This window comes from Paenarthrobacter sp. AMU7 (genome assembly GCF_041200195.1).
Classification (GTDB): domain Bacteria; phylum Actinomycetota; class Actinomycetes; order Actinomycetales; family Micrococcaceae; genus Arthrobacter.
The window spans coordinates 4,063,295-4,082,870 of the sequence record NZ_CP165735.1 but is presented as its reverse complement, the minus strand read 5'-3'; the positions used below and the strand labels follow the sequence as shown (position 1 = coordinate 4,082,870).

19 protein-coding genes are annotated in these 19,576 nt (G+C 63.2%); 6 read left to right on the top strand and 13 right to left on the bottom strand.

The features are described from left to right. Positions 1 to 5 precede the first annotated feature (5 nt). From ABQM86_RS18750 to ABQM86_RS18735, 4 genes are all read right to left on the bottom strand, one after another. Positions 6 to 1,226 carry an RNA polymerase sigma factor gene (locus ABQM86_RS18750; RefSeq protein ID WP_369745262.1) on the bottom strand — a complete coding sequence of 407 codons (1,221 nt, stop codon included), beginning with the start codon at positions 1,224 to 1,226 and terminating at the stop codon, positions 6 to 8. Positions 1,227 to 1,229: 3 nt separating this feature from the next. Continuing rightward, positions 1,230 to 1,589, bottom strand: a complete 360-nt coding sequence (locus ABQM86_RS18745; protein ID WP_207595142.1) for a YciI family protein — start codon at positions 1,587 to 1,589, stop codon at positions 1,230 to 1,232. Positions 1,590 to 1,691: 102 nt separating this feature from the next. After that, positions 1,692 to 2,507, bottom strand: coding sequence for a methyltransferase domain-containing protein (locus tag ABQM86_RS18740; protein WP_207595141.1), 816 nt, complete (start codon positions 2,505 to 2,507; stop codon positions 1,692 to 1,694). A gap of 29 nt (positions 2,508 to 2,536) precedes the next feature. Continuing rightward, the gene (locus tag ABQM86_RS18735; RefSeq protein ID WP_207595140.1) at positions 2,537 to 3,043 is read right to left on the bottom strand and encodes a MarR family winged helix-turn-helix transcriptional regulator; all 507 of its coding nucleotides are present in this window, start codon (positions 3,041 to 3,043) and stop codon (positions 2,537 to 2,539) included. Between the two features lie 166 nt (positions 3,044 to 3,209). Here ABQM86_RS18735 and ABQM86_RS18730 point away from each other — a divergent pair, with 166 nt between their 5' ends. Next, positions 3,210 to 5,381: an MMPL family transporter gene (locus ABQM86_RS18730; protein ID WP_369745261.1), complete on the top strand. Its 2,172-nt coding sequence runs from the start codon at positions 3,210 to 3,212 to the stop codon at positions 5,379 to 5,381. 977 nt (positions 5,382 to 6,358) lie between these two features. Here the strand turns inward: ABQM86_RS18730 and ABQM86_RS18725 are convergent. Next, positions 6,359 to 7,216 (bottom strand): prephenate dehydratase, encoded by an 858-nt coding sequence (locus ABQM86_RS18725; RefSeq protein WP_280628044.1) that lies wholly within the window; start codon positions 7,214 to 7,216, stop codon positions 6,359 to 6,361. Positions 7,217 to 7,326: 110 nt separating this feature from the next. Here ABQM86_RS18725 and ABQM86_RS18720 point away from each other — a divergent pair, with 110 nt between their 5' ends. Next, positions 7,327 to 7,851: a hypothetical protein gene (locus ABQM86_RS18720; RefSeq protein WP_369745260.1), complete on the top strand. Its 525-nt coding sequence runs from the start codon at positions 7,327 to 7,329 to the stop codon at positions 7,849 to 7,851. A gap of 60 nt (positions 7,852 to 7,911) precedes the next feature. On the opposite strand, the gene ABQM86_RS18715 is transcribed toward ABQM86_RS18720, so the two are convergent. Then, a complete protein-coding gene (locus ABQM86_RS18715; protein WP_369746690.1) occupies positions 7,912 to 9,324 on the bottom strand; it encodes an aldehyde dehydrogenase family protein in 1,413 nt (470 codons plus the stop codon). A gap of 161 nt (positions 9,325 to 9,485) precedes the next feature. On the opposite strand from ABQM86_RS18715, the gene ABQM86_RS18710 reads away from it, so the two are divergent. Further along, positions 9,486 to 10,127, top strand: coding sequence for a LysE family translocator (locus ABQM86_RS18710; RefSeq protein WP_369745259.1), 642 nt, complete (start codon positions 9,486 to 9,488; stop codon positions 10,125 to 10,127). Here the strand turns inward: ABQM86_RS18710 and ABQM86_RS18705 are convergent. After that, complete coding sequence (locus tag ABQM86_RS18705) at positions 10,124 to 10,714, bottom strand: TetR/AcrR family transcriptional regulator (protein WP_369745258.1); 591 nt, start codon at positions 10,712 to 10,714, stop codon at positions 10,124 to 10,126. The two genes, ABQM86_RS18710 and ABQM86_RS18705, sit on opposite strands and share 4 nt — an antisense overlap. A gap of 126 nt (positions 10,715 to 10,840) precedes the next feature. On the opposite strand from ABQM86_RS18705, the gene ABQM86_RS18700 reads away from it, so the two are divergent. Both ABQM86_RS18700 and ABQM86_RS18695 read left to right on the top strand, forming a co-directional pair. Continuing rightward, complete coding sequence (locus ABQM86_RS18700; RefSeq protein ID WP_369745257.1) at positions 10,841 to 12,796, top strand: primary-amine oxidase; 1,956 nt, start codon at positions 10,841 to 10,843, stop codon at positions 12,794 to 12,796. Positions 12,797 to 12,816: 20 nt separating this feature from the next. After that, the gene (locus tag ABQM86_RS18695) at positions 12,817 to 13,272 is read left to right on the top strand and encodes a hypothetical protein (protein WP_369745256.1); all 456 of its coding nucleotides are present in this window, start codon (positions 12,817 to 12,819) and stop codon (positions 13,270 to 13,272) included. A 93-nt stretch (positions 13,273 to 13,365) separates the two neighbouring features. On the opposite strand, the gene ABQM86_RS18690 is transcribed toward ABQM86_RS18695, so the two are convergent. Together ABQM86_RS18690 and ABQM86_RS18685 are read right to left on the bottom strand one after the other, a co-directional pair. Beyond that, on the bottom strand, positions 13,366 to 14,265 hold the full coding sequence (locus ABQM86_RS18690) for a sigma-70 family RNA polymerase sigma factor (RefSeq protein ID WP_369745255.1): 900 nt from the start codon (positions 14,263 to 14,265) through the stop codon (positions 13,366 to 13,368). 17 nt (positions 14,266 to 14,282) lie between these two features. Continuing rightward, entirely contained in the window at positions 14,283 to 14,741 is a 459-nt protein-coding gene (locus ABQM86_RS18685; protein ID WP_207595126.1) for a carboxymuconolactone decarboxylase family protein, read from the bottom strand. Between the two features lie 93 nt (positions 14,742 to 14,834). Between ABQM86_RS18685 and ABQM86_RS18680 the strand changes: the two genes are divergently transcribed. Continuing rightward, complete coding sequence (locus tag ABQM86_RS18680) at positions 14,835 to 15,872, top strand: zinc-dependent alcohol dehydrogenase family protein (protein WP_207595124.1); 1,038 nt, start codon at positions 14,835 to 14,837, stop codon at positions 15,870 to 15,872. A 69-nt stretch (positions 15,873 to 15,941) separates the two neighbouring features. Here the strand turns inward: ABQM86_RS18680 and ABQM86_RS18675 are convergent, their stop codons facing one another. From ABQM86_RS18675 to ABQM86_RS18660, 4 genes are all read right to left on the bottom strand, one after another. After that, positions 15,942 to 17,177: a pyridoxal phosphate-dependent aminotransferase gene (locus ABQM86_RS18675; RefSeq protein WP_369745254.1), complete on the bottom strand. Its 1,236-nt coding sequence runs from the start codon at positions 17,175 to 17,177 to the stop codon at positions 15,942 to 15,944. 42 nt (positions 17,178 to 17,219) lie between these two features. Then, complete coding sequence (locus ABQM86_RS18670) at positions 17,220 to 17,882, bottom strand: hypothetical protein (protein WP_369745253.1); 663 nt, start codon at positions 17,880 to 17,882, stop codon at positions 17,220 to 17,222. Positions 17,883 to 18,193: 311 nt separating this feature from the next. After that, a complete protein-coding gene (locus ABQM86_RS18665) occupies positions 18,194 to 18,370 on the bottom strand; it encodes a hypothetical protein (protein ID WP_280623949.1) in 177 nt (58 codons plus the stop codon). 120 nt (positions 18,371 to 18,490) lie between these two features. Beyond that, positions 18,491 to 19,276 (bottom strand): hypothetical protein, encoded by a 786-nt coding sequence (locus ABQM86_RS18660; protein WP_369745251.1) that lies wholly within the window; start codon positions 19,274 to 19,276, stop codon positions 18,491 to 18,493. Between the last annotated feature and the right edge of the window lie 300 nt (positions 19,277 to 19,576).

Here is a 19,576-nt window from a genome sequence, read left to right as displayed (position 1 = left end):
TGGGCTTAATGCTCGTCCATCCGCGCTGCTTTCCCCATTAAGTACTTTCGTTCCTGCAGGCTTCCGGTCTTCTTGGCGGCCGAGAGGTAGGCCGCGCGGGCCTCACTGTACGAGCCGGCCATCTCCAGGAAGTGGCCCCGCACGGCGTCCAAGCGGTGCGTCCGACCCAGCGCCGTATCCAGTCCGACCAACAATTCCAGGCCAGCGACCGGCCCATGCACCCTGGCCACAGCTACAGCGCGATTCAGTGTGACCACGGGACTGGGTGCGACGGCGTCAAGGACTGTGTAGAGGGCTAGAATCTGTGGCCAGTCAGTCTCTTCGTCGGAGGCGGCCTCTGCGTGAACGGCAGCGATGGCCGCCTGAAGTTGATACGGCCCGGCCGCCCCACGCCCCAGCACGGAGGACAACAGCGCGATGCCCTCCTCCATCTGTTCCCGATTCCAAAGGCTTCGGTCCTGCTCGGCCAGTGGCACCGGTGTTCCGTCCGGCAGAGCACGCGCCGCCCGCCGGGAATCCGTGAGCAGCATCAGCGCCAGCAGGCCGCTCGCCTCAAGCTCATGTGGTGCGGCGCCCACCAGCAGGCGTGTCACCCGGATCGCTTCCGTGGTGAGGTCCTCGCGCCGGAGGGATGGACCGGAACTTGCCGCGTAACCTTCGTTGAAGATCAGGTACAGGACATGAAGTACGACGCCGAGCCTCGCCTTCCGCTCGGAGGCCGGCGGCATGCTGAACGTGGCTCCCGCCTTTTGAATCCCCTGTTTCGCGCGGCTGATGCGCTGTCCCATGGTCGCTTCCGGGACCAGGAAGGCCGAGGCGATTTCCGCCGTCGTGAGTCCTCCAACTGCGCGAAGCGTCAAGGCGAGTTGCGATGGTGCGGACAGGGCTGGATGGCAGCACAGGAACATGAGGGTAAGGGTGTCGTCTGCCTCCGGGACTGGACCTGCTTGGAAATCGATGGCTGTGGCGCGTTCCTCCCGGACGCGCCGGGCGCTTTCGCTCCGCCAGATGTCCACTAAACGGCGGCTTGCGACGGCGATCAACCAGGCCCGCGGGTTGTCCGGCAAGGCCGTTGGCCACTGCAGGGAGGCTTCAAGGAGTGCTTCCTGGACGGCGTCCTCGCACACATCGAACTGGCCGTGAGTCCTCGCCAGCACGCCGAGGACCTGCGGAGCCAAGGTGCGCAGCAGGTCCTCGATTCGTGCTTCCGATGAAGGTTCGGTCAAACGCTAGACCTCCGGCGGTCCGTTCGGGATGGCGCGAAGCTCAACTACCTGCGCGTACTTCACAATGCTTGAACAGATTTCCACCGCGCGCTCCTCGCTCGCGACATCAACCACCCAGTAGCCCACCAGTGATTCCTTGGACTCGGCGTAGGGGCCGTCAGTGGTGATGACGCCGTCCGGGGTCTGCTTGACGAGTTTCGCGGTGCTGCCGTCGGCCAGCCCGGCGTTGAAAACGAGCTCACCGGACTCGGTCAGGTCCTTATCGATCTGGATCATGAACCCGATCATTTCCTTGATCCACTCCGGATCGGCAGTCGCCATCATGCCCTCGGCAGACCCGAACATCATGATCATGTATTTCATCTCAAACTCCTTGTGAGGGGCGCCCATTGTGGGTGCCTTCACTCATGGGTCGGAACTGCAGTGGACTTTTCTACATGGCTCGGGAAATTCTTTTCAAAAGTTTCAGGCCCGCGCAATGACCTCGCCGTTGGGGATGAGGAAGTACCCGTCGTCGGTGGCTCCCCAGCGGTGCCAGCCCGCGGCGATCCGGGCGAGGTCTGCTTCGTTGGCGAAACCGTACTCCAACGCCTGCTCGGCAAATGCGGAATGCAGCACCCGCTCGCTCCAGACCCGGGACTGCCAGGCGCGCTGCTGCGCCGTGGCGTAGAGCCAGTTGCTGCTGGTGGGAGCCACCTGGGTGAATCCAGCCTGCTGGGCCCACGAAACCAGACGTCGGCCGGCGTCGGGTTCTGCTCCGTTGCGGCGGGCGATTTTCTGGTAGAGCTCCATCCAGTCGTCGAGCTCCGGAACTTCCGGGTACCAGCTCATGCCGTGGAAATCAGCGTCGCGCACAGCCACGATCGCACCGGGCTTGGCCACCCGCCGCATCTCGCGCAAGGCGGCCACGGGATCGGTGAGGTGCTGGAGGACTTGGTGGGCATGGACGAGGTCGAAGGACTCGTCCTCGAAGTCGAGATCGTAGATGTTGCCGGTCCGGAAGGTCACGTTGTCAACGCCACGCTCAGTGGCCAGCTCTGTGGCCTGGGCGACGATATCCGGCGAACGGTCCAAACCGATCACTTGCCCTGGCGCAACGAGCCCGGCGAAATCGCAGGTGATGCTCCCCGGTCCGCACCCGACGTCGAGTACTGAAGTCCCGGCGGTGAGATGGGGAATCACAAACGCGGCCGAATTCTCGACCGTCCGTGAGGCGTGGGCCCGGACAACCGACTCGTGGTGTCCGTGGGTATAGACATCTTCAGGCTGCTGCGCGTTCATAGGGAAACGCTACAACTTGGAAGGTGGATTTAGGTGGAGCGCGGCGCCTCGGGTTGGGATGCTTCCTCGCGCGCGGCGAGGGTTGCTTCCACCATGTCCGTCATGAAGCGGGTGACAAGCTCCAGTTCCTCGGAGCTGTAGGCAGCCATGGCCTTGCCCATGCGGATGGCCAGTGGCATGAACATGGCGCTTCCGTCCCGATACGCCTTGGGTGTCATCTGCAGCTGGACCTGCCGGCGGTCCGTGCCGAGCCGTTCGCGCACCACGTGCCCGGAGGCATGCAGGCGATCAACCAATGCCGTGGTGGCGGGGGAGCTGAGCCGGAGTTCGGCGCGGAGAACACCCGGCGTGACCACTTTGCCGGCCGCGGAGTGGCGCATGATGACGGCGAGTGCGTTGAGGTCCGTACGGTGCATGTCGTTCCTGCCACCTGCTGCGTCAACGTAGTGGTTGGCTTCGAGGGTGAAGTCCTGGAGGAGCCGCACCAGTTCCTGGGGGGCTGCGTTCTCGGGGCGCGTGGCTGGTGTGTCCGACATATCCGCCCTCCTGCCAGCGTTTGTCTGGTGATTACTGCCTTCCGGATATTACTCCCAGCAGTGAAGGATTTTGGCATCCGATGGAGCCAACCCTTGGAATAGTTCCATCATAGAGATAATCTGTGATGGAATAAAGGCAACAAGCATCCCCACAGAAGAAGGACTCATGAACTCGCGGAAAGTACCTTTCTGGCTGCGCTGGCTGATCCCCGTGGTGCTGGTCATCACGTGGCTCGGCATCGCCGGCATTGGCGGCCCTACCTTCGGGCGGCTGGAAGAGGTTTCCTCCAACGACCAGGCCTCGTTCCTCCCCGCAGGCGCCGAAGCCACGGAAGCGGGCGACTGGCAGGCCAAGTTCCGGGACTCTGAAGAGATCCCCGCCGTGGTCATCGTTGAGAGCGATGCTGCGTTCACCCCGGCCCAACTGGGCGAAGCAGCCCAGCTGAAAGCCGACATTGAGGCACTCAAACTGGGGAGTGCCGTCGTCGGGCCCATTCCTTCGGAAGACGGCAAAGCCGTCCAGTTCATCGTTCCGATGGCGTCCTCTGATGAACTCCGCGAAAAAGTCCAGGAACTGCGCGACGTCGTCCAGCCCGGAGCGCCCGACGGTATGAAGGCCTTTGTTACAGGACCCGCGGGCCTGACCGCCGATCTCGTCAACGCTTTCGGCGGGATCGACGGCATCCTGCTCCTGGTTGCCTTGGGAGCCGTGTTCGTGATCCTGCTGCTGGTGTACCGCTCGGTGGTGCTGCCACTGGCGGTGCTGTTCACCTCGGTCTTTGCGCTGTGTGCCGCTATTTTGCTGGTGTTCGGCATGGCCAAGGCTGGCTGGATCCAGCTCAACGGCCAAAGCCAAGGCATTCTGTCCATCCTGGTGATCGGTGCGGCTACCGACTACGCGCTGTTGTACGTGGCCCGGTTCCGGGAGGCGCTGACCCATACCGCCAACCGCACGCACGCCGTGATCACGGCGTGGAAGGCATCGTTTGAGCCGATCCTCGCTTCCGGGGCCACCGTGATCATCGCGCTGCTCTGCCTGCTGTTCTCCGATCTGAATTCGAACAAGGCGCTGGGCCCGGTGGCCGCCGCCGGCATCCTTTGCTCTTTGTTCGCTGCGCTCACGCTCCTGCCCGCGCTGATGGCATTGCTTGGCCGTGCAGCCTTCTGGCCCTTCCGGCCCAAGCTGCTGCCCGACGACGAACGCGAACCTGAGATTGTCACTGGACTTGAAGGGCAAAAGGGACTGTGGCGCGCCACGGGTCGTCTGGTCTCCAAGCGGCCGCGCGTTGTGTGGGTGGCTTCAGTGCTCCTGCTCCTTGCGGCCTCCACCGGCCTGATGCAGTTGAAGGCCAACGGTGTTCCTCAAACGGACGTCATTCTCTCCGCTTCCGACGCAGTGGACGGACAGGAAGCATTGGCCCGCCACTTCGACGCCGGCAGCGGCAGCCCCGCCGTCGTGGTCGCCTCGGAAGGTTCCGCCCAGCAGGTGCTGGACAAGGTCAAAGCCGCCGACGGCGTGGGCGACGCCTACCTGCTGGCCGACGGAAACGTGCCCATCACCGGCGCTCCCGGTGCTCCTGCTGACCCGGCCGTGCGCGAGGGCAGGGTCCTGATCAATGCGACGCTGAACTCGGCCGCGGACTCCATTGAAGCGGAAGAGGCGGTGAAGTCGCTGCGGGTGGCCGTCAAGGAAGTTGACGCCGACGCGTTGGTAGGTGGAGTCACGGCCACCGCCCTGGACACGAACACCACGGCGCAGCGCGACCTTGTGGTCATCATCCCGATTGTGCTGGTCGTCATCCTGTTCATCCTGATGCTCCTGCTGCGATCCGTAGTGGCGCCGGTGTTGCTGGTGCTGTCCGTGGTGCTTTCCTACGGCGCCGCCATGGGTGTCTCGGCGTGGGTGTTCAACGGGGTCTTCGGATTCTCGGGTGCCGATGCCACGGTGCCGTTGTTCGGCTTCGTGTTCCTGGTGGCACTGGGCGTGGACTACAACATCTTCCTGATGAGCCGTGTTCGCGAAGAGTCGTTGAAGCATGGGACCCGCCCGGGAATCCTGCGGGGGCTGGCTGTTACTGGTGGTGTCATCACGTCCGCCGGCGTGGTCTTGGCCGCTACCTTCGCGGCCCTTGGGGTCATCCCCATCATGTTCCTGGTGCAGCTCGCCTTTATCGTGGCGTTCGGTGTGTTGCTGGATACCGTGTTGGTCCGGTCTCTGCTGGTACCTGCCCTCGCGTACGACATCGGCAGCAAGATCTGGTGGCCGAGCAAGCTGGGGCGTTCGGCTTCGGCGGCCCCGGTTGAGCTTCGCGAGGAAGAGGCACCGGTGGGTCGCTAGGTGTTAGCCGTCCACCGGCGAGCGGCGCTCCAGCAGCAGGGTGTCGCGCCATTGTCCGGCGGCGGGTTCGGTGCTCATGCGAGCAATACGGTTCCCGCCGCCCGACGATGGCAAAAAAGGTGGCCTGATGGTCAACGGCGCCCCGCGGGCACCTTGTTCTGTTTCTGTTTGTCCCGCGACCGGCGTACCTTTTTGCGCTTACGACGCCGTTTCTCCTGGCTGCTGAACGGTGGCCGGGGTGTGCCCCGAAGCGGGCCGCTCCAATAATGCCCTCCCAAGAGGACACCAGCCAGGGCACCGTACGTCCACACGAACGGAAGAGCCATCTGGCTGGTATTACTTCCCAGGAATGCCAGCAAAAAGAACTCCACCGGGATGATCAAAAGGAGTGCGTTCCTGGTCGCGGCCGATGGTGGAAACCGGAACAACGCCCAGCCGCAGATCAAGGCGCCTGCCAAAACGGCGCCGACTGCCGCCGTCGGGCTCTGGAAGATGAAGTGGGCAAGGCCGGCCCCCATCAAGACGGCCGCGCAGGATCCATTAATTAGCGCCTGACGCCGGCCTCCAACGGATTCCTTGCCGGCTTCGATGCTTCCACTGGGTTTCTTCCCCGCCGGACTCCTTCTTCCTGACCACGGGTATCCACTTGCAATTCCCCCGGCGATGACACCCAAGAACCACGATGCGGCGGCAGGAATCCCTAGACCGTCTTCAAACGAAAGCGCTGAATAGGATGCCAAGGGCAATGCACAGAGCATCAGCATGGAAGCGCGCGATGACTGGGGCAGTACCCGAAATAGGAGAAAGGTGTAAGTCGCCCCTGGGGCGAAGAACAAGGATGCCCCAAGCAAGGTGCTGTGGGCCATCCACACAAAGGTGGCCAAAATGACCGCGATCATTCCGCCGTAGAGGATCCGTGGATCCCACTGTTTTGACTTCTTCTTCACGTCAGCATTTCCCCCGGTATCAAGGGTAGATCAGACGGTGACGGTGTTCCGTTCCCGGTAACCGTCCGCGGCGTAAACACCCAGAACGCGGACCTCGGTAGTGAAGAACTCCAGTTCTTCCAAGGCCCGGCGGAGACGGGCGTCTTCGGGGTGGCCTTCGACGTCGGAGAGGAACATGGTGGCAGCGAACTCGTCGCCCACCATGTAGCTTTCCAGCCGTGTCATGTTGAGGCCATTGGTCGCAAAGCCACCAAGTGCTTTGTACAGGGCCGAGGGAACGTTGCGGACCCGGAAGACGAAACTGGTGATCGCAGGGCCGGGCAGCTCTTCCTTGGTAGGGAGCTCGCGTTCCCGGGCCAGGACAACAAAGCGGGTGGTGTTGGTGGGATCGTCCTCGACGCCGGAAGCCAGGACTTCGAGACCGTACAGGCCAGCGGCGAGAGGCGGAGCCAGGGACAGCTTGTGGGGATCATTCCAGTCCCGGACCTCACGGGCTGATCCTGCAGTATCGCCGGCGATGACGGGCTTCAGGCCCGCTTCCCGGATGATCCTGCGGCACTGCCCCAGAGCGTGGATGTGGCTGTGAACTTCGGTAGCTCCCTCGATGGTGCTGCCCGGAATGCCCAAAAGGTCGAAGCGGATCGGCAGGAAGTACTCGCCAACGATCTGCAGCTTGGACTGCGGGAGCAGGACATGGATATCGGCCACACGCCCGGCGATGGAGTTCTCAATGGGAATCATGGCCAGATCGACTTCCCCGGTGGACACCAGCTCGAAGGCGTCCTCAAAACTGGCGCAAGGCACGCTCTCGAGTTCAGGGAACATTTCCTTGCACGCGAGATCCGAGTTAGCTCCGGGCTCGCCTTGGTACGCAATCTTCTGGGCCATGATGCTCATGGTTACACGCTGAGCGCCCGGCCTCCCAACCGCGTCCACCCTGTGACTGGACAAGTGGGTGCCACCGACCCTAGGTTCGCAACAAGGATTGGGGGCGGCCGATGACGACTGCGACAGCGTTCAGAAGTAGCGCAACAAACACTGTCAACGAACAGCGGGTTGCAAGGTTTGCGGGCACGACGATCGGCCTGTTCACGCTCTTTTGGGCCATCCTGCTGGCAGGACCACCGGGACAGAACGTGCTGGCATCAGAGCCGTGGCAGCTCGCGTCCCATGGGTTGAGCCTTCTTTCAGCGCTCGCCGTCTACCTCTGCTGTCGGAGGCTGGCTCACCGGACCAGCGCCTCCGGGCTGCTCTGTTTCGCAGCCGTAGCGTTCTTCGTCGCAGACGTCGCCTTGGGCTTCCTATACAGCCCGTTCTTCGGGATCGCGCTCATCGCATGGGCTGCCAGCGCCCGCCGCCCGTTCCTGGCCGGATCGGGAGTGCTGGCCTTGGGAGCAGCTGTATTTGCCAGACTAGAACCGGGGCTCGACGCCGTTGTCATAGCCGCATCCGGCGTCCTTATCCTAGCGATCGCAGCCTGGCCAGCGCGGAGCACTGGGAAAGCAAAAGTAGGTGACAGATAACGTCACTATGAGGGCTCATTGCGACGTTATCTGTCACCTACTTGGGTAAGCGCAGCGGGGTTAGCCGTTGATGACCTGCGGAACGCCGAGTGCTTTGAGGCCCTCGGCACCGAACTCCAAGCCGTAGCCGGACTGCTTCGCACCGCCGAACGGGACGCGGGGATCCACGGCTCCGTGCTTGTTGATCCACACGGTGCCGGCCTGGATGCGGGATGCTACTTCGCGTGCAGCGTTCAGGTCTGAGGACCAGACCGAGGCACCGAGTCCGACGTCGAGCGCGTTCGCCTTGGCGACTGCCTCATCAACGGTGCTGTATTTGATGATCGGCAGTGCCGGACCGAACTGTTCCTCGGCGACGAGCGGGTTGTCGTTGTCGATGTCCGCCACGAGAGTGGTCGGGTAGAAGTTGCCCGGCTGGTCGGCGTCGGGGTTGCCGCCGATCAGCACCCGGGCACCGGAATCGCGAGCGGCTTCCACCAGGCGGGCCACGATGTCGTATTGCTGCCGGTTCTGCAGTGGGCCCAGAACGTTGTTCTCATCCAGGCCGTTACCCATGGGCATAGCCTGAGCCACGGCGACAAGTTCGGAGCACACGGCCTCGTACTGCGACTCGTGGACGTACAGGCGCTTCAGGGCCGCGCAGGTTTGGCCGGTGTTGATGAACGCACCCCAGAACAGGCCCTCAGCAATCGCCTTGGGGTCGGAGTCCGGAAGGACGATGCCGGCGTCGTTGCCACCGAGTTCCAGCGTGAGCCTCTTGACCGTGTCGGCCGACGATCGAATGATCGCCTTGCCCGTGGCGGTGGAGCCGGTGAACATGACCTTGCCGATCGCGTCGTGCGAGGCCAGCGCTTCACCGACGTCGCGGCCACCGGAGACCACGGACAGCAGGCCCTCGGGCAGCTCCTCGTTGATGATCGAGGTCAGTGCCAGCACGGACAGCGGGGTGTATTCGGACGGTTTGACCACCACGGCGTTGCCCATGCGCAGGGCCGGTGCGATCTGCCAGACGGTGATCATCATGGGCCAGTTCCACGGCCCAATGGCACCCACGACGCCGATGGGCCGGTAATGCAGTTCAGCGTGGGTCTCGCCGTCGTCCACCACTGTTTCAGGGTCGAGCGGGGTAGCGGCGGTGGCACGAAGCCAAGCTGCGCACGCGCCGACTTCGAAGCGGGCGTTCGGCCCGTTCAGCGGCTTGCCTTGCTCGCGGGAGAGCAGTTGGGCGAGTTCTTCCGCGGAGCGTTCGACGGCGTCGGCTGCTTTCATGAGCGCAGCTGACCTGGCGTCGTGGCCCAGGGCAGCCCAGGCAGGTTGCGCTGCCGTGGCGGCGGTGATGGCTGCTTCAAGATCCTGGACGGTGTGCACGGGGGCTTCGCCAACGGCTTCACCCGTAGCAGGGTCAAGGATGGTGCGGCTGTTCTGGCCGTTGGCCGGGGTGATCGAGGCCAGCAGGGCGTCGTAAGTCTCCATTGGTACTCCGCTCGGGTAGTAAGTCTTGGCGGCCGGTGAGGCGCGCGCCGGTGTTTCCAGTGTGGTCGGCGTCACGCAGTTGGGCCTTGTCTATGCACGAACAGCCATTGACGGGAAGCGAACGCTTTCCGTGCGTGCCGCCGTGCCTGATAATCGAGCTTGTGACTCTTGCTTCCCTTGCGGCCTTCGCCGGTCTCTGCCTCGTCCTGTCCGTCACTCCCGGTCCGGACACATTCCTTGTGCTGCGGATCGCGCTGAACCGGCCCAGCGCTGGTATCGCTGCGGCTGCAGGGTCTGCCGTTGGTGCGATTGCCTGGGCTGCGTTGGTGGGCGTCGGTCTGGCCGCCATCCTGGAGCAGTCCGCGGAATTGTTCCGTTGGGTCAAGATCGCCGGCGGCCTGTACTTGCTGTATTTGGGCGTCTCTTCATTCATCAAATCCCGGAAAGCGGCAAAAGCAGGTGCCGACGGTTCTGCACCTGAGGCGGCCCTCCCGTACAGCAGGCTTTCCGCGCTGGGGGCAGGGGCACTGTCTACGCTCCTCAACCCCAAGGTCGGCTTGTTCTGCCTGGCCGTGGTCCCGCAGTTCATCCCGCACGGCGGCGACACCATGGGTACCTCGCTTATTCTGGGCGTCGTCGTTGCAGTGATCGCCTTCGCGTACCTCTCGATGATCGCCGTCGTCGCATTCAAGGCGATGCGGTGGCTCAAACGACCCAAGGTGAGCACCGTCGTCGAGCGTGTCAGCAGCGGTGTCATCGCCGGTCTTGGCGTCGGCGTGGTGGCCTCGGGCGCCACCAGCTAGCTGGCAAGCAGCGCGAGGTAGTTATCCAGCTGCCCCGCAAGATCCTGCGAGAAATGTTCAGCAGGGGACAACGCCACAACAATTTGCGCGCCGAGCATCATGTTCAGCATGTGGTCAGCGACGGCGGCGTCCCCGATGGGGGCTTTGATCTCACCGGCCGCGCGGGCTGCTGCGGTGTGCGCGGTGATGGTGGTGTGCCACTGGCTCATGGACTCGCTGTGGAGCGCAGCCATGTCAGCGTCGTTGAGCGCCTTCTGCCAGAACGGAATCACAATCCGGGCCTCGTTGACGCGTTCCTCGTCCAGGGGCAGGACTTCAGCGCAGAACGCGCGAAGCGCAGCGACGCCTGACAGCCCCTCGGTCATGGTGGCGATGCGCTGGTTGGTGCGGTTGAAGACGTGCCCGAAAGCGGATGTCAGCAGCAGGTCCTTGGTGGGGAAGTAGGGCTTGAGGGCGCCGTTGGCGAAGCCTGCTTCCTCGGCAATCTCCCGCATGGTGGCACCTTCCATGCCGAGCCTTGCGATGATCCGCCACGTTGCGTCAACCAGTTCGAGGCGTCGTTGATCGTGGTCCACAATCTTTGGCACTGAGTGGGCTCCCGGAAAAAAATATTTGGCAGAAAGGTCTTGTGACCCATCTTACGTTTTGGTTATTCTCTACACCTATAGAAAATAAATCCTGACCCATCATAGGTCCCGGAACACTAGGCAGCCATGACGCCCACAGCAACTGAGACAGTAAACCAGTACGGCCTGGCAACAGGGGCCGAAATCTCCCAAGTGCAGGGGATTCTCCAAGCCGCCGGCCTCCTTGGTGACGGACACCGGATCGCCTACCTTGGGCTGGTGGACCCTTCCCGCGGTGCCAGTGAGGAGGACCGCCGATTCCGCGTCTTCATCCACGACATCTCGGGCGGAGCTCCCACGGACGTCCTTGTTTCGGTGACCCGCGGCGAGCTGGTGTCCGCCAAGGAACTGGACACCAAGGTTTCCGGCGAACTGCCCGTGCTCGAAGAAGAATTCGAGGTTGTCGAGACGCTCCTCGCTACTGATGAGCGCTGGCTGACCGCGCTGGCAGCCCGGGACCTGGACGTTGAAAAGGTCCGCGTGGCTCCGCTGTCCGCGGGCGTCTTTGAGTACGCCGAAGAGAAAGGCCGCCGCATCCTCCGCGGTCTTGCGTTTGTGCAGGACTTCCCGGAGGACAGCGCCTGGGCCCACCCCGTGGACGGCCTGGTGGCTTACGTGGATGTGGTCAACAAGGAAGTCACCCAGGTCATCGATCTTGGGGTGATGCCCATCCCCGCGGAGCACGGGAATTACACGGATCCCGAACTGACGGGCCCGCTTCGCACCACGCAGAAGCCCATCAGCATCACCCAGCCTGAGGGTCCGAGCTTCACGGTCACGGATGGGAACCACGTGGAGTGGGAGAAGTGGAGCGTGGACGTCGGCTTCGATGTCCGGGAAGGAGTTGTCCTCCACAACCTGTCGTTCAAGGATGGCGACAAGAAGCGCCCCATCATCAACCGTGCCTCGATCGCCGAGATGGTGGTTCCCTACGGCGATCCCTCTCCCATCCGGTCCTGGCAGAACTACTTCGACACCGGCGAGTACCTGGTGGGCCAGTACGCCAACTCCCTGGAACTCGGTTGCGATTGCCTGGGTGACATCACCTACCTCAGTCCAGTCATCAGCGACGCTTTCGGTAACCCCCGTGAAATCCGCAACGGCATCTGCATGCACGAGGAAGACTGGGGCATCCTCTCCAAGCACTCCGACCTCTGGACTGGCATCAACTACACCCGCCGCAACCGCCGCTTGGTGATCTCCTTCTTCACCACCATCGGCAACTACGATTACGGCTTCTACTGGTACCTCTACCTGGACGGCACCATCGAATTCGAAGCCAAGGCCACCGGCGTCGTGTTTACCAGCGCCTTCCCGGAGGGCGGTTCGGACAACATCTCCCAGCTCGCTCCCGGCCTCGGTGCCCCTTTCCATCAGCACCTCTTCAGCGCCCGGCTGGATATGGCCATTGATGGCTTCACCAACCGTGTGGAGGAAGAAGACGTGGTCCGGCAGGCCATGGGCGAGGGCAACGAGCGCGGCAAGGCGTTCTCCCGCAAACGCACCGTCCTCACCAAAGAGTCCGAGGGCGTTCGGGAAGCCGATGCACGCGCGGGCCGCACCTGGATCATTTCCAACCCGGAATCGAAGAACCGGCTGGGCGAACCCGTCGGCTACAAACTCCACGCCGAGAACCAGCCCACGCTGCTGGCCGACCCCGGTTCCTCCATAGCGAAGCGCGCGGCCTTCGCCACCAAGGACGTATGGGTCACCCGCTACGCCGACGAGGAGCGCTACCCCACGGGCGACTTCGTGAACCAACACTCCGGCGGTGCCGGTTTGCCGGCCTACGTTGCCCAGGATCGCGACATCGACGGCCAGGACATCGTCCTATGGCACACGTTCGGCCTCACGCACTTCCCCCGCGTGGAGGACTGGCCGATCATGCCCGTGGACACCGTCGGCTTCAAACTGCGCCCCGAAGGGTTCTTTGACCGCAGCCCGGTCCTGGACGTCCCGGCCAACGCTTCGGGTTCGAGCTGCCACACCGAGGCCGCCGCTTCCACCGAAGAACACGGCGAGCCCGCCGGGCACTGCCACTAAAGCGCATCGGGACACCCATAATGGCAATCGTCGCGGGACAGGTCCGGGCGTCCGGGCCTGTCCTGCACCCCCGGATGTGCGCGGCCCTCACGGCTGTCTCTTGCCTGGTGCACCTGTGGCTCGCCGCCTCGGGACACCACGACCCTTGGGTGGGCATCCTCATGATCGGGTTGGCGGCAGTCTGCGTCCCGTGCACGGTCCACATTTGGCGGCACAGCCGGGTTGGTGCCCTGCATCAAGTGACCATGTCGGCCGTGGCCATGGTGGGACTTCACGCTGTCCTGCTCTTCGGAGCAGGCGGTGCCGGCCACGCCCACGGCGGCAGGCCGTCGTCGAACGTTGGTGACACGTCCGGCACAGTTGTTTCCTCCGGCACTGCCGGGTTGTTGCTGGTCATCGGACTGGAAATCACGACGGCGTTACTCGCCGCCACGCTGGTAGCACGCCTGCGGCGCCGGGCAGCTGTGGCGTCCTGACCCTGTTTGCCGGAGTGGCCGCGGGAACTCAACCAGAGCAGGTTGAGAACACTCAACACGGAATCCAAAGAAGGTCAGGAAGCAACGCCTGAGCTACCCGTCCAGCGAGACCCGCGTCAGCTTGTCCGGGTTGGACACCTGACGCAGCTCACGGATGCTGCCATCCGGGGCGGTGTCGATCACCAGGATGTCGGAGCGGCCATGATGCCTGAGCACCAGGGCCGCATCGCTGTTGACCTCGATGACCCAAGCACGTACCGGCTGCGCAGGATCGAAAACCGCCGCCTTGCCGAGGATGCCAGCAAAAAACCGCGCAATCCTGGCCGCCCCGAACAGCGGGTTCATGGCGCTCTTGACCTTGCCGCCGCCGTCGGCCCAGAGGACGGCGTCCCGATCCAGCATGGCGACAACCGTGTCGATTTCACCCTGCTCGATGGCATGAACCAGCTTCTCCAAGGCCGCGCGATCCTTGGGCCGGGGAGCGGGGGCTTCAGGATCGATCTCCAGGCGACGTTCGGCCCGTGAAATCATCTGGCGGATGGCGGCAGGGGATTTTTCCAGGATGTCCGCAATTTCCGGGGCGGACATTGCGAAGGCCCGGTGCAACACGAGCGCCGCCCTGGCCTCAGGCGCCAATTGTTCGGCCAGATGCAGCAGGGTCAAGGACAGGAGCTCGCGGTTGGCTATGGTTTCTTCCGGAAGTTTGGACACATCCACTGGTTCGGGCAGCCAAGGCCCGGTGTACTCCTCGCGCACTGCGGCGAGTTGCCGTACCCGATCAACAGAGCGCCGCACACACACCGTTGTCAGCCACGCCGGCCAGGAATCCACGCCGGCCGCTTCGGATTTGCGTTCCCGCTGCACGGCGTCGATCGCCACCTCGGAAACCACGTCCTCCGCATGCCCGAAGTCGCCCAGCATTCGGTAAGCGATTCCGAGGAGGCGATTCCGTTCACTCTGCCACGCCGACGTGGCTGACACCGCAAGAGTCATGCTGCCAACGCTACCTTTCAGACGATCGGGTTCTTCTCATCTACCGGCGGTTCCATCTGCGTGCTGACGGCAATCCTGTTCCACACATTGATGGTGGAGATGGCGAGAATCAGGCCGCCCATCTGGCTGTCGTCGAAGTGGGTGGCAGCAGCGTTCCAAATCTCGTCCGTGACTGTCTCCGGGCCCAGCTGGGTTACGGCATCCGTCAGGGCAAGTACGGCCTGTTCGCGGGCGTCGAAGAACACTTTCGAATGCTGCCACGCCGCCACGGCATGCAGCTTCCTCTCCGGAATTCCGCGCTTCCGGCCGTCCGTGGCGTGCATGTCCACACAGAAGCCGCAGCCGTTGAGTATTGAGGCGCGGAGCTTGATCAGTTCATACAGATCTGGATCGACTGACTTGCGGGCATAGCCTTCCAGCCCGATGACGGCGGCGTAGCCGAGTTTGTTGCTGCGGCCGATATTGATGCGGGTCATGCTGACGTCCCTTCAGAGATGGTGCCTTACATCAGGGATGTCGGATGCTGGACCGAAAGTGTGACAGCTGCGGCACATTGTTAGAGTCGATCGATGCGCGCCGTAGTTTTTGATGAGGTCCGGACCCAGCCCGACGTCAGGGAAGTAGCCAAGCCCCAGGCTCCCGTTGGAGGCGTGGTGGTGAAAGTGCTGGCGACAGGCATGTGCCGCAGCGACTGGCACGCTTGGGCCGGCCACGATGACATCGCAATGCCCCACGTGCCGGGTCACGAGCTCGCAGGTGTCATCGACGCGGTCGGGGAAGGCGTCCAGCATTGGAAGGTGGGCGACCGCGTCACCGTGCCCTTCGTCTGCGGATGTGGCACGTGCGAATGGTGCTTGGCCGGCGATGCCCAGGTTTGCCCGGACCAGCAGCAGCCCGGTTTCACCCATTGGGGTTCCTTCGCCGAATTTGTGGCACTGCACGCCGCCGACAGCAACCTGGTTGCCATTCCTGACAGCATTGAATATACGACGGCGGCAAGCCTCGGTTGCCGCTTCGCCACGGCATACCGAGCGTTGGCAGCCCGTGCGCAGGTGAAAGCCGGTGAATGGGTCACTGTGGTTGGCGCGGGCGGTGTGGGGCTGAGCGCTGTGATGATCGCCAAGGCCATGGGCGCACGGGTGATTGCCGTGGACCGGAACCCCGAGGCTCTGACCGTCGCTGCACGCTTGGGCGCCGAACATACTGTCCTCGCTGATGGTACGGATATTCCGGCCGCAATCAATGCCCTTTCCGGCGGAGGCAGCCACGTGGCGGTGGACGCCGTCGGAAGTGAACAGACCTGCGCCGACGCGATCCTCAGCCTCCGCAGACGAGGCCGGCATGTGCAGATCGGCTTGTTGCCGTCCATCGACGGCAACCCGCAAGTGCCCATGGCCCGTGTGATCGGTTGGGAACTGGACCTCTTGGGTAGTCACGGCATGGCTGCGGTGGATTATCCGGGCATGATGTCGCTCATTGAACAGGGTGCCCTCCAGCCGCAGATGCTCATCGAACGCACCATTGGCTTGGAAGAAGCTGCTGCACTGCTGCCGGGCTTCGACAAGGCCAACCCTGCCGGCATGACCATGGTGGACCCTGCCCGGTAAGGGGCGCGGGCGCCCAAGGAAGTAGCAGCAGAGCGCGTTTTGAGCGATCAGAACGCGCTTAATTGCGACTTATTTGGGAGCGTCCGCAGGGCGGTTCCGGTAGGCGGAGAGGAAATGGTCGATCCGGCGCACTGCTTCCTCGATGTCCTCCACGGCGGGCAGGATCACGAAGCGGAAATGGTCCGGCGTGGGCCAGTTGAAGGCGGTGCCGTGTGAGACCAGGATCTTCTGCTCCTGCAGGAGTTGGAGGACAAACTTCTCGTCGCTCTCAATGGGGTAGATCTCCGGATCCAGCTTCGGGAAAAGGTACATGGCGCCGGCTGCCGGAACGCAGCTGACGCCCGGGATCGCGGTGAGGAGTTTCCATGCCAGATCCCGCTGATCGCGGAGCCGGCCGCCGGGACGAATGAGCGCTTCGATGCTTTGGTATCCACCCAGGCAGGTTTGGATGGCGTGCTGGGCTGGGACATTGGCGCACAATCGCAGCGAGGCCAGCAGCTCCAAGGATTCCCGATAGGCCGCGGTGGCCGTCAACGGGCCGGTGACGGCAACCCAACCTGCCCGGTAGCCGGGCATGCGGTACGCCTTGGACAACCCGCTGAACGTCAAAACGCAGACGTCGTCAGCGACAGCCGCCGTATGAATATGGGGTGCGTCCACGTACCGGATCTTCTCGTAGATCTCGTCCGAAAACAGGACGAGGTCATGCTTCCTGGCAAGCGCGGCGAACTGCTCCAGAATGTGGCGCGGATAGACGGCGCCGGTGGGGTTGTTCGGGTTGATGATGACGATGCCCTTGGTACGGGGGGTGATCTTGGCTTCGACGTCGGACATGTCCGGCCACCAGTTCTCATCCTCATCGCACAGGTAGTGCACGGGGTTGCCGCCGGTGAGCGTCACGGCCGCGGTCCACAAAGGGTAGTCCGGGGCAGGGATGAGGATCTCGTCGCCGTTCTCCATGAAGGCCTGCAGGGTCATGGAGATGAGCTCGCTGACGCCGTTGCCAATGAAAACATCCTCGACGCCGATGGTCATCAGTCCGCGGGTCTGGTAGTACTGCGAGATGGCGGTGCGGGCGGAAAAAATGCCTTTGGAGTCGCTGTACCCCTGGGCTCCGCGGAGGTGGTGGATCATGTCCACTACAACGGACTCCGGCGCCTCCAACCCAAACGGCGCCGTGTCCCCAAGGTTCATCTTGAGGATACGATGCCCCTCGGCCTCCATGGCCTTGGCCGCTTGGAGGATGGGTCCACGGAGTTCGTAGCGGACATTCTGGAGTTTGCTGGAGTGCTGCATCGGACGCATGGTTGATCATTTCATGGCACCGGCCCGGGCGGGCAAATGGTTTCAGACAACCCAGCGAATGATGACAGGAAGTATCTTTGTGCTGGCCGAAACTTCCCGCTCGGTGCCGTCCACCGCAACAGCGAAGTGTTGAACCTCCTCAGCGGACGCCAAAACCTCAAAGTGCCCTGTCGCATCGCTGACGGCGGCCGTAGCCGATGAATGGGCATGGATATAGGCGTCGGGGATGCCCTTGTTGTGTGAGTCCACCAGCCGTCCCCGGATCCGGCGGCCAGCAGCTGGTTTGCCCGGGGCAGGTTGGGCGGGAGGGTCGGAAGGTTCTTCGAACCGGAGGGATACCGGGATGCGTACCAGGAACCCCAGACCCTGCTGGATGGCCCCGGAGTATTCCTCGGGCCGGAATTCGCCGTTGGACACTACGGAGTACTGGCTGTGGAGTTCCACGGCCAGCAGCAATTGCTCCATGTTGTCCAGCTGTTCCGGACCGTGGCATTCCACCGCCACCCTCAGCTCAAGGTCCAGGACAGGCCCTTCGCGCCGGGACCTGCCCACGCGGTTGAGCGTGACGGCCCGGACGGTGACCGGAGCGTCAGGTGGGGGAACGACGGCGGTGGGGGAGCCGTCGTCGAACCTTACATGCTGAGGGGCGACGGCGTCGGAAAGTACCCCCAGGAGGTCGGACAGCGACGAACGCACATGGCCCACGGCAGAACCCCAGCCGGACAGAGATCCACTACTTCAACTGGAACTAGGCTACTCCCGCAATTCCCCGTAGTCACTGGGATTCAGGGGTAACTCCAATCGATCGACCGTGGCCCCGCCTGTTCCGGAAGAGGCGCTGCCGCCAAGAAGGGATGCGGCTGCTCTTGGATGCTTCTCCTCAACGAACGTTCGCGCCGCCGCCCGGATGCTCTGCCGATCCAGCAGGTCAGATTCTTTCGCCGCATGTATTTCCATGACGCCAGTGTTCCAGATCCCGGAAAGTGGGAATCCTCAATTCTGGACGGGCCTGGTTTTCAGCTAAGCGTATTTCGAGCATGCGCCCAGGTGGTTCTGACTGCCTGCACGGCGAGGACCACGGTGAACGATAGCGTCATCAGGACTGCAGCTGAAAAGACGAGGAGCACTACCCCGATGCTGTGAACCAGCAGGACGGCAGAGATCACTACAGTGTGCGTGTCGAAAAGTTCCATGGTTCATTTCCCGGGATGTAGGTTGCTGCTGGTTCTACGAAAGGGGCCGGCAGAGCTGTTCGGGCCTGCAGCGGCCCAGTATGGCGGTGCTTGTTGGAGCGTCCTTACCGAGGGGTGTTGTTACGGGGTGCCGGACCAGGTTGGTGCCGTCGGTCCGGCACCGACCAGCTGGGTCCGCAACCGAACTGGAATGCCCTTATCCGCGAACTCCTTGTCCATGCCCTGCTGCACGGTAGCGAACTGGCCGTTCTGGACGGCGTAGCCAAGGGATTCCCAGTTGTAAATGCTGGCCCACAGTTGCCCGAATTCGGTCAGGTATCGGCCGTTGGCCTGCAGCTTGCCCACGTTGTACCAGGCGTTGCCGCCGTCGAGGCCGATGGCCCGGATGCCGTCGTCGGAAATGGAGTACGCGACCCAGCCCTCAGCGCAGCCGAGCACTGTGTAGTACTGCTCATGCTCAGCCGGGATGGGCTTGATGGCCCGAACCTGGTCGTTCCGCTGAATGTCAATATTGGCTACGGTGCACGAGCCTGCCGCCGGTCCTGCGCCGACCAGCTGGGTCCGCAACCGAACTGGAATGCCCTTATCCGCGAACTCCTTGTCCATGCCCTGCTGCACGGTAGCGAACTGGCCGTTCTGGACGGCGTAGCCAAGGGATTCCCAGTTGTAAATGCTGGCCCACAGTTTCCCAAAGTCGGTCAGGTATCGGCCGTTGGCCTGCAGCTTGCCCACGTTGTACCAAGCGTTGCCGCCGTCGAGGCCGATGGCCCGGATGCCGTCGTCGGAAATGGAGTAAGCGACCCAGCCCTCAGCGCAGCCGAGCACTGTGTAGTACTGCTCATGCTCAGCCGGGATGGGCTTGATGGCCCGAACCTGGTCGTTCCGCTGAATGTCAATGTTGGCCACGGTGCAGGAGCCTGGCGCGGGCGCGTTAGCCACTGTGCTGGTTGGTGCCGGAACGGTTGCCGGGACGGAATGACGGGATTCGGGAGGCTCTCCTGGGGAGCGGTGACTGCGGGTTCGGCAGGAGCGGGTGGTTCTGCCGTCGTGGAAACGGGTGCCTGCCTTACAGGAGCGGCAAGGACCGGGGCCATGACAGCCGGTACAGGAACAGTGACCTCGGCCGGTTCCCCATCCTGGGAGGGAGCGCTGACTTCAGGGGAGGGGAACCCAAGCCCCAAAGGCGCGGCAGGTGGTTGCGCGGGA

What these genes read in the sequence shown, in the direction of transcription:
- ABQM86_RS18745 (WP_207595142.1), bottom strand. Translation starts at nt 1,589, where the DNA reads ATGAAATACATGATCATGATGTTCGGGTCTGCCGAGGGCATGATGGCG.
- ABQM86_RS18740 (WP_207595141.1), bottom strand. Translation starts at nt 2,507, where the DNA reads ATGAACGCGCAGCAGCCTGAAGATGTCTATACCCACGGACACCACGAG.
- ABQM86_RS18735 (WP_207595140.1), bottom strand. Translation starts at nt 3,043, where the DNA reads ATGTCGGACACACCAGCCACGCGCCCCGAGAACGCAGCCCCCCAGGAA.
- ABQM86_RS18730 (WP_369745261.1), top strand. Translation starts at nt 3,210, where the DNA reads ATGAACTCGCGGAAAGTACCTTTCTGGCTGCGCTGGCTGATCCCCGTG.
- ABQM86_RS18725 (WP_280628044.1), bottom strand. Translation starts at nt 7,216, where the DNA reads ATGGCCCAGAAGATTGCGTACCAAGGCGAGCCCGGAGCTAACTCGGAT.
- ABQM86_RS18720 (WP_369745260.1), top strand. Translation starts at nt 7,327, where the DNA reads ATGACGACTGCGACAGCGTTCAGAAGTAGCGCAACAAACACTGTCAAC.
- ABQM86_RS18715 (WP_369746690.1), bottom strand. Translation starts at nt 9,324, where the DNA reads ATGGAGACTTACGACGCCCTGCTGGCCTCGATCACCCCGGCCAACGGC.
- ABQM86_RS18700 (WP_369745257.1), top strand. Translation starts at nt 10,841, where the DNA reads ATGACGCCCACAGCAACTGAGACAGTAAACCAGTACGGCCTGGCAACA.
- ABQM86_RS18695 (WP_369745256.1), top strand. Translation starts at nt 12,817, where the DNA reads ATGGCAATCGTCGCGGGACAGGTCCGGGCGTCCGGGCCTGTCCTGCAC.
- ABQM86_RS18690 (WP_369745255.1), bottom strand. Translation starts at nt 14,265, where the DNA reads ATGACTCTTGCGGTGTCAGCCACGTCGGCGTGGCAGAGTGAACGGAAT.
- ABQM86_RS18685 (WP_207595126.1), bottom strand. Translation starts at nt 14,741, where the DNA reads ATGACCCGCATCAATATCGGCCGCAGCAACAAACTCGGCTACGCCGCC.
- ABQM86_RS18680 (WP_207595124.1), top strand. Translation starts at nt 14,835, where the DNA reads ATGCGCGCCGTAGTTTTTGATGAGGTCCGGACCCAGCCCGACGTCAGG.
- ABQM86_RS18675 (WP_369745254.1), bottom strand. Translation starts at nt 17,177, where the DNA reads ATGCGTCCGATGCAGCACTCCAGCAAACTCCAGAATGTCCGCTACGAA.
- ABQM86_RS18665 (WP_280623949.1), bottom strand. Translation starts at nt 18,370, where the DNA reads ATGGAACTTTTCGACACGCACACTGTAGTGATCTCTGCCGTCCTGCTG.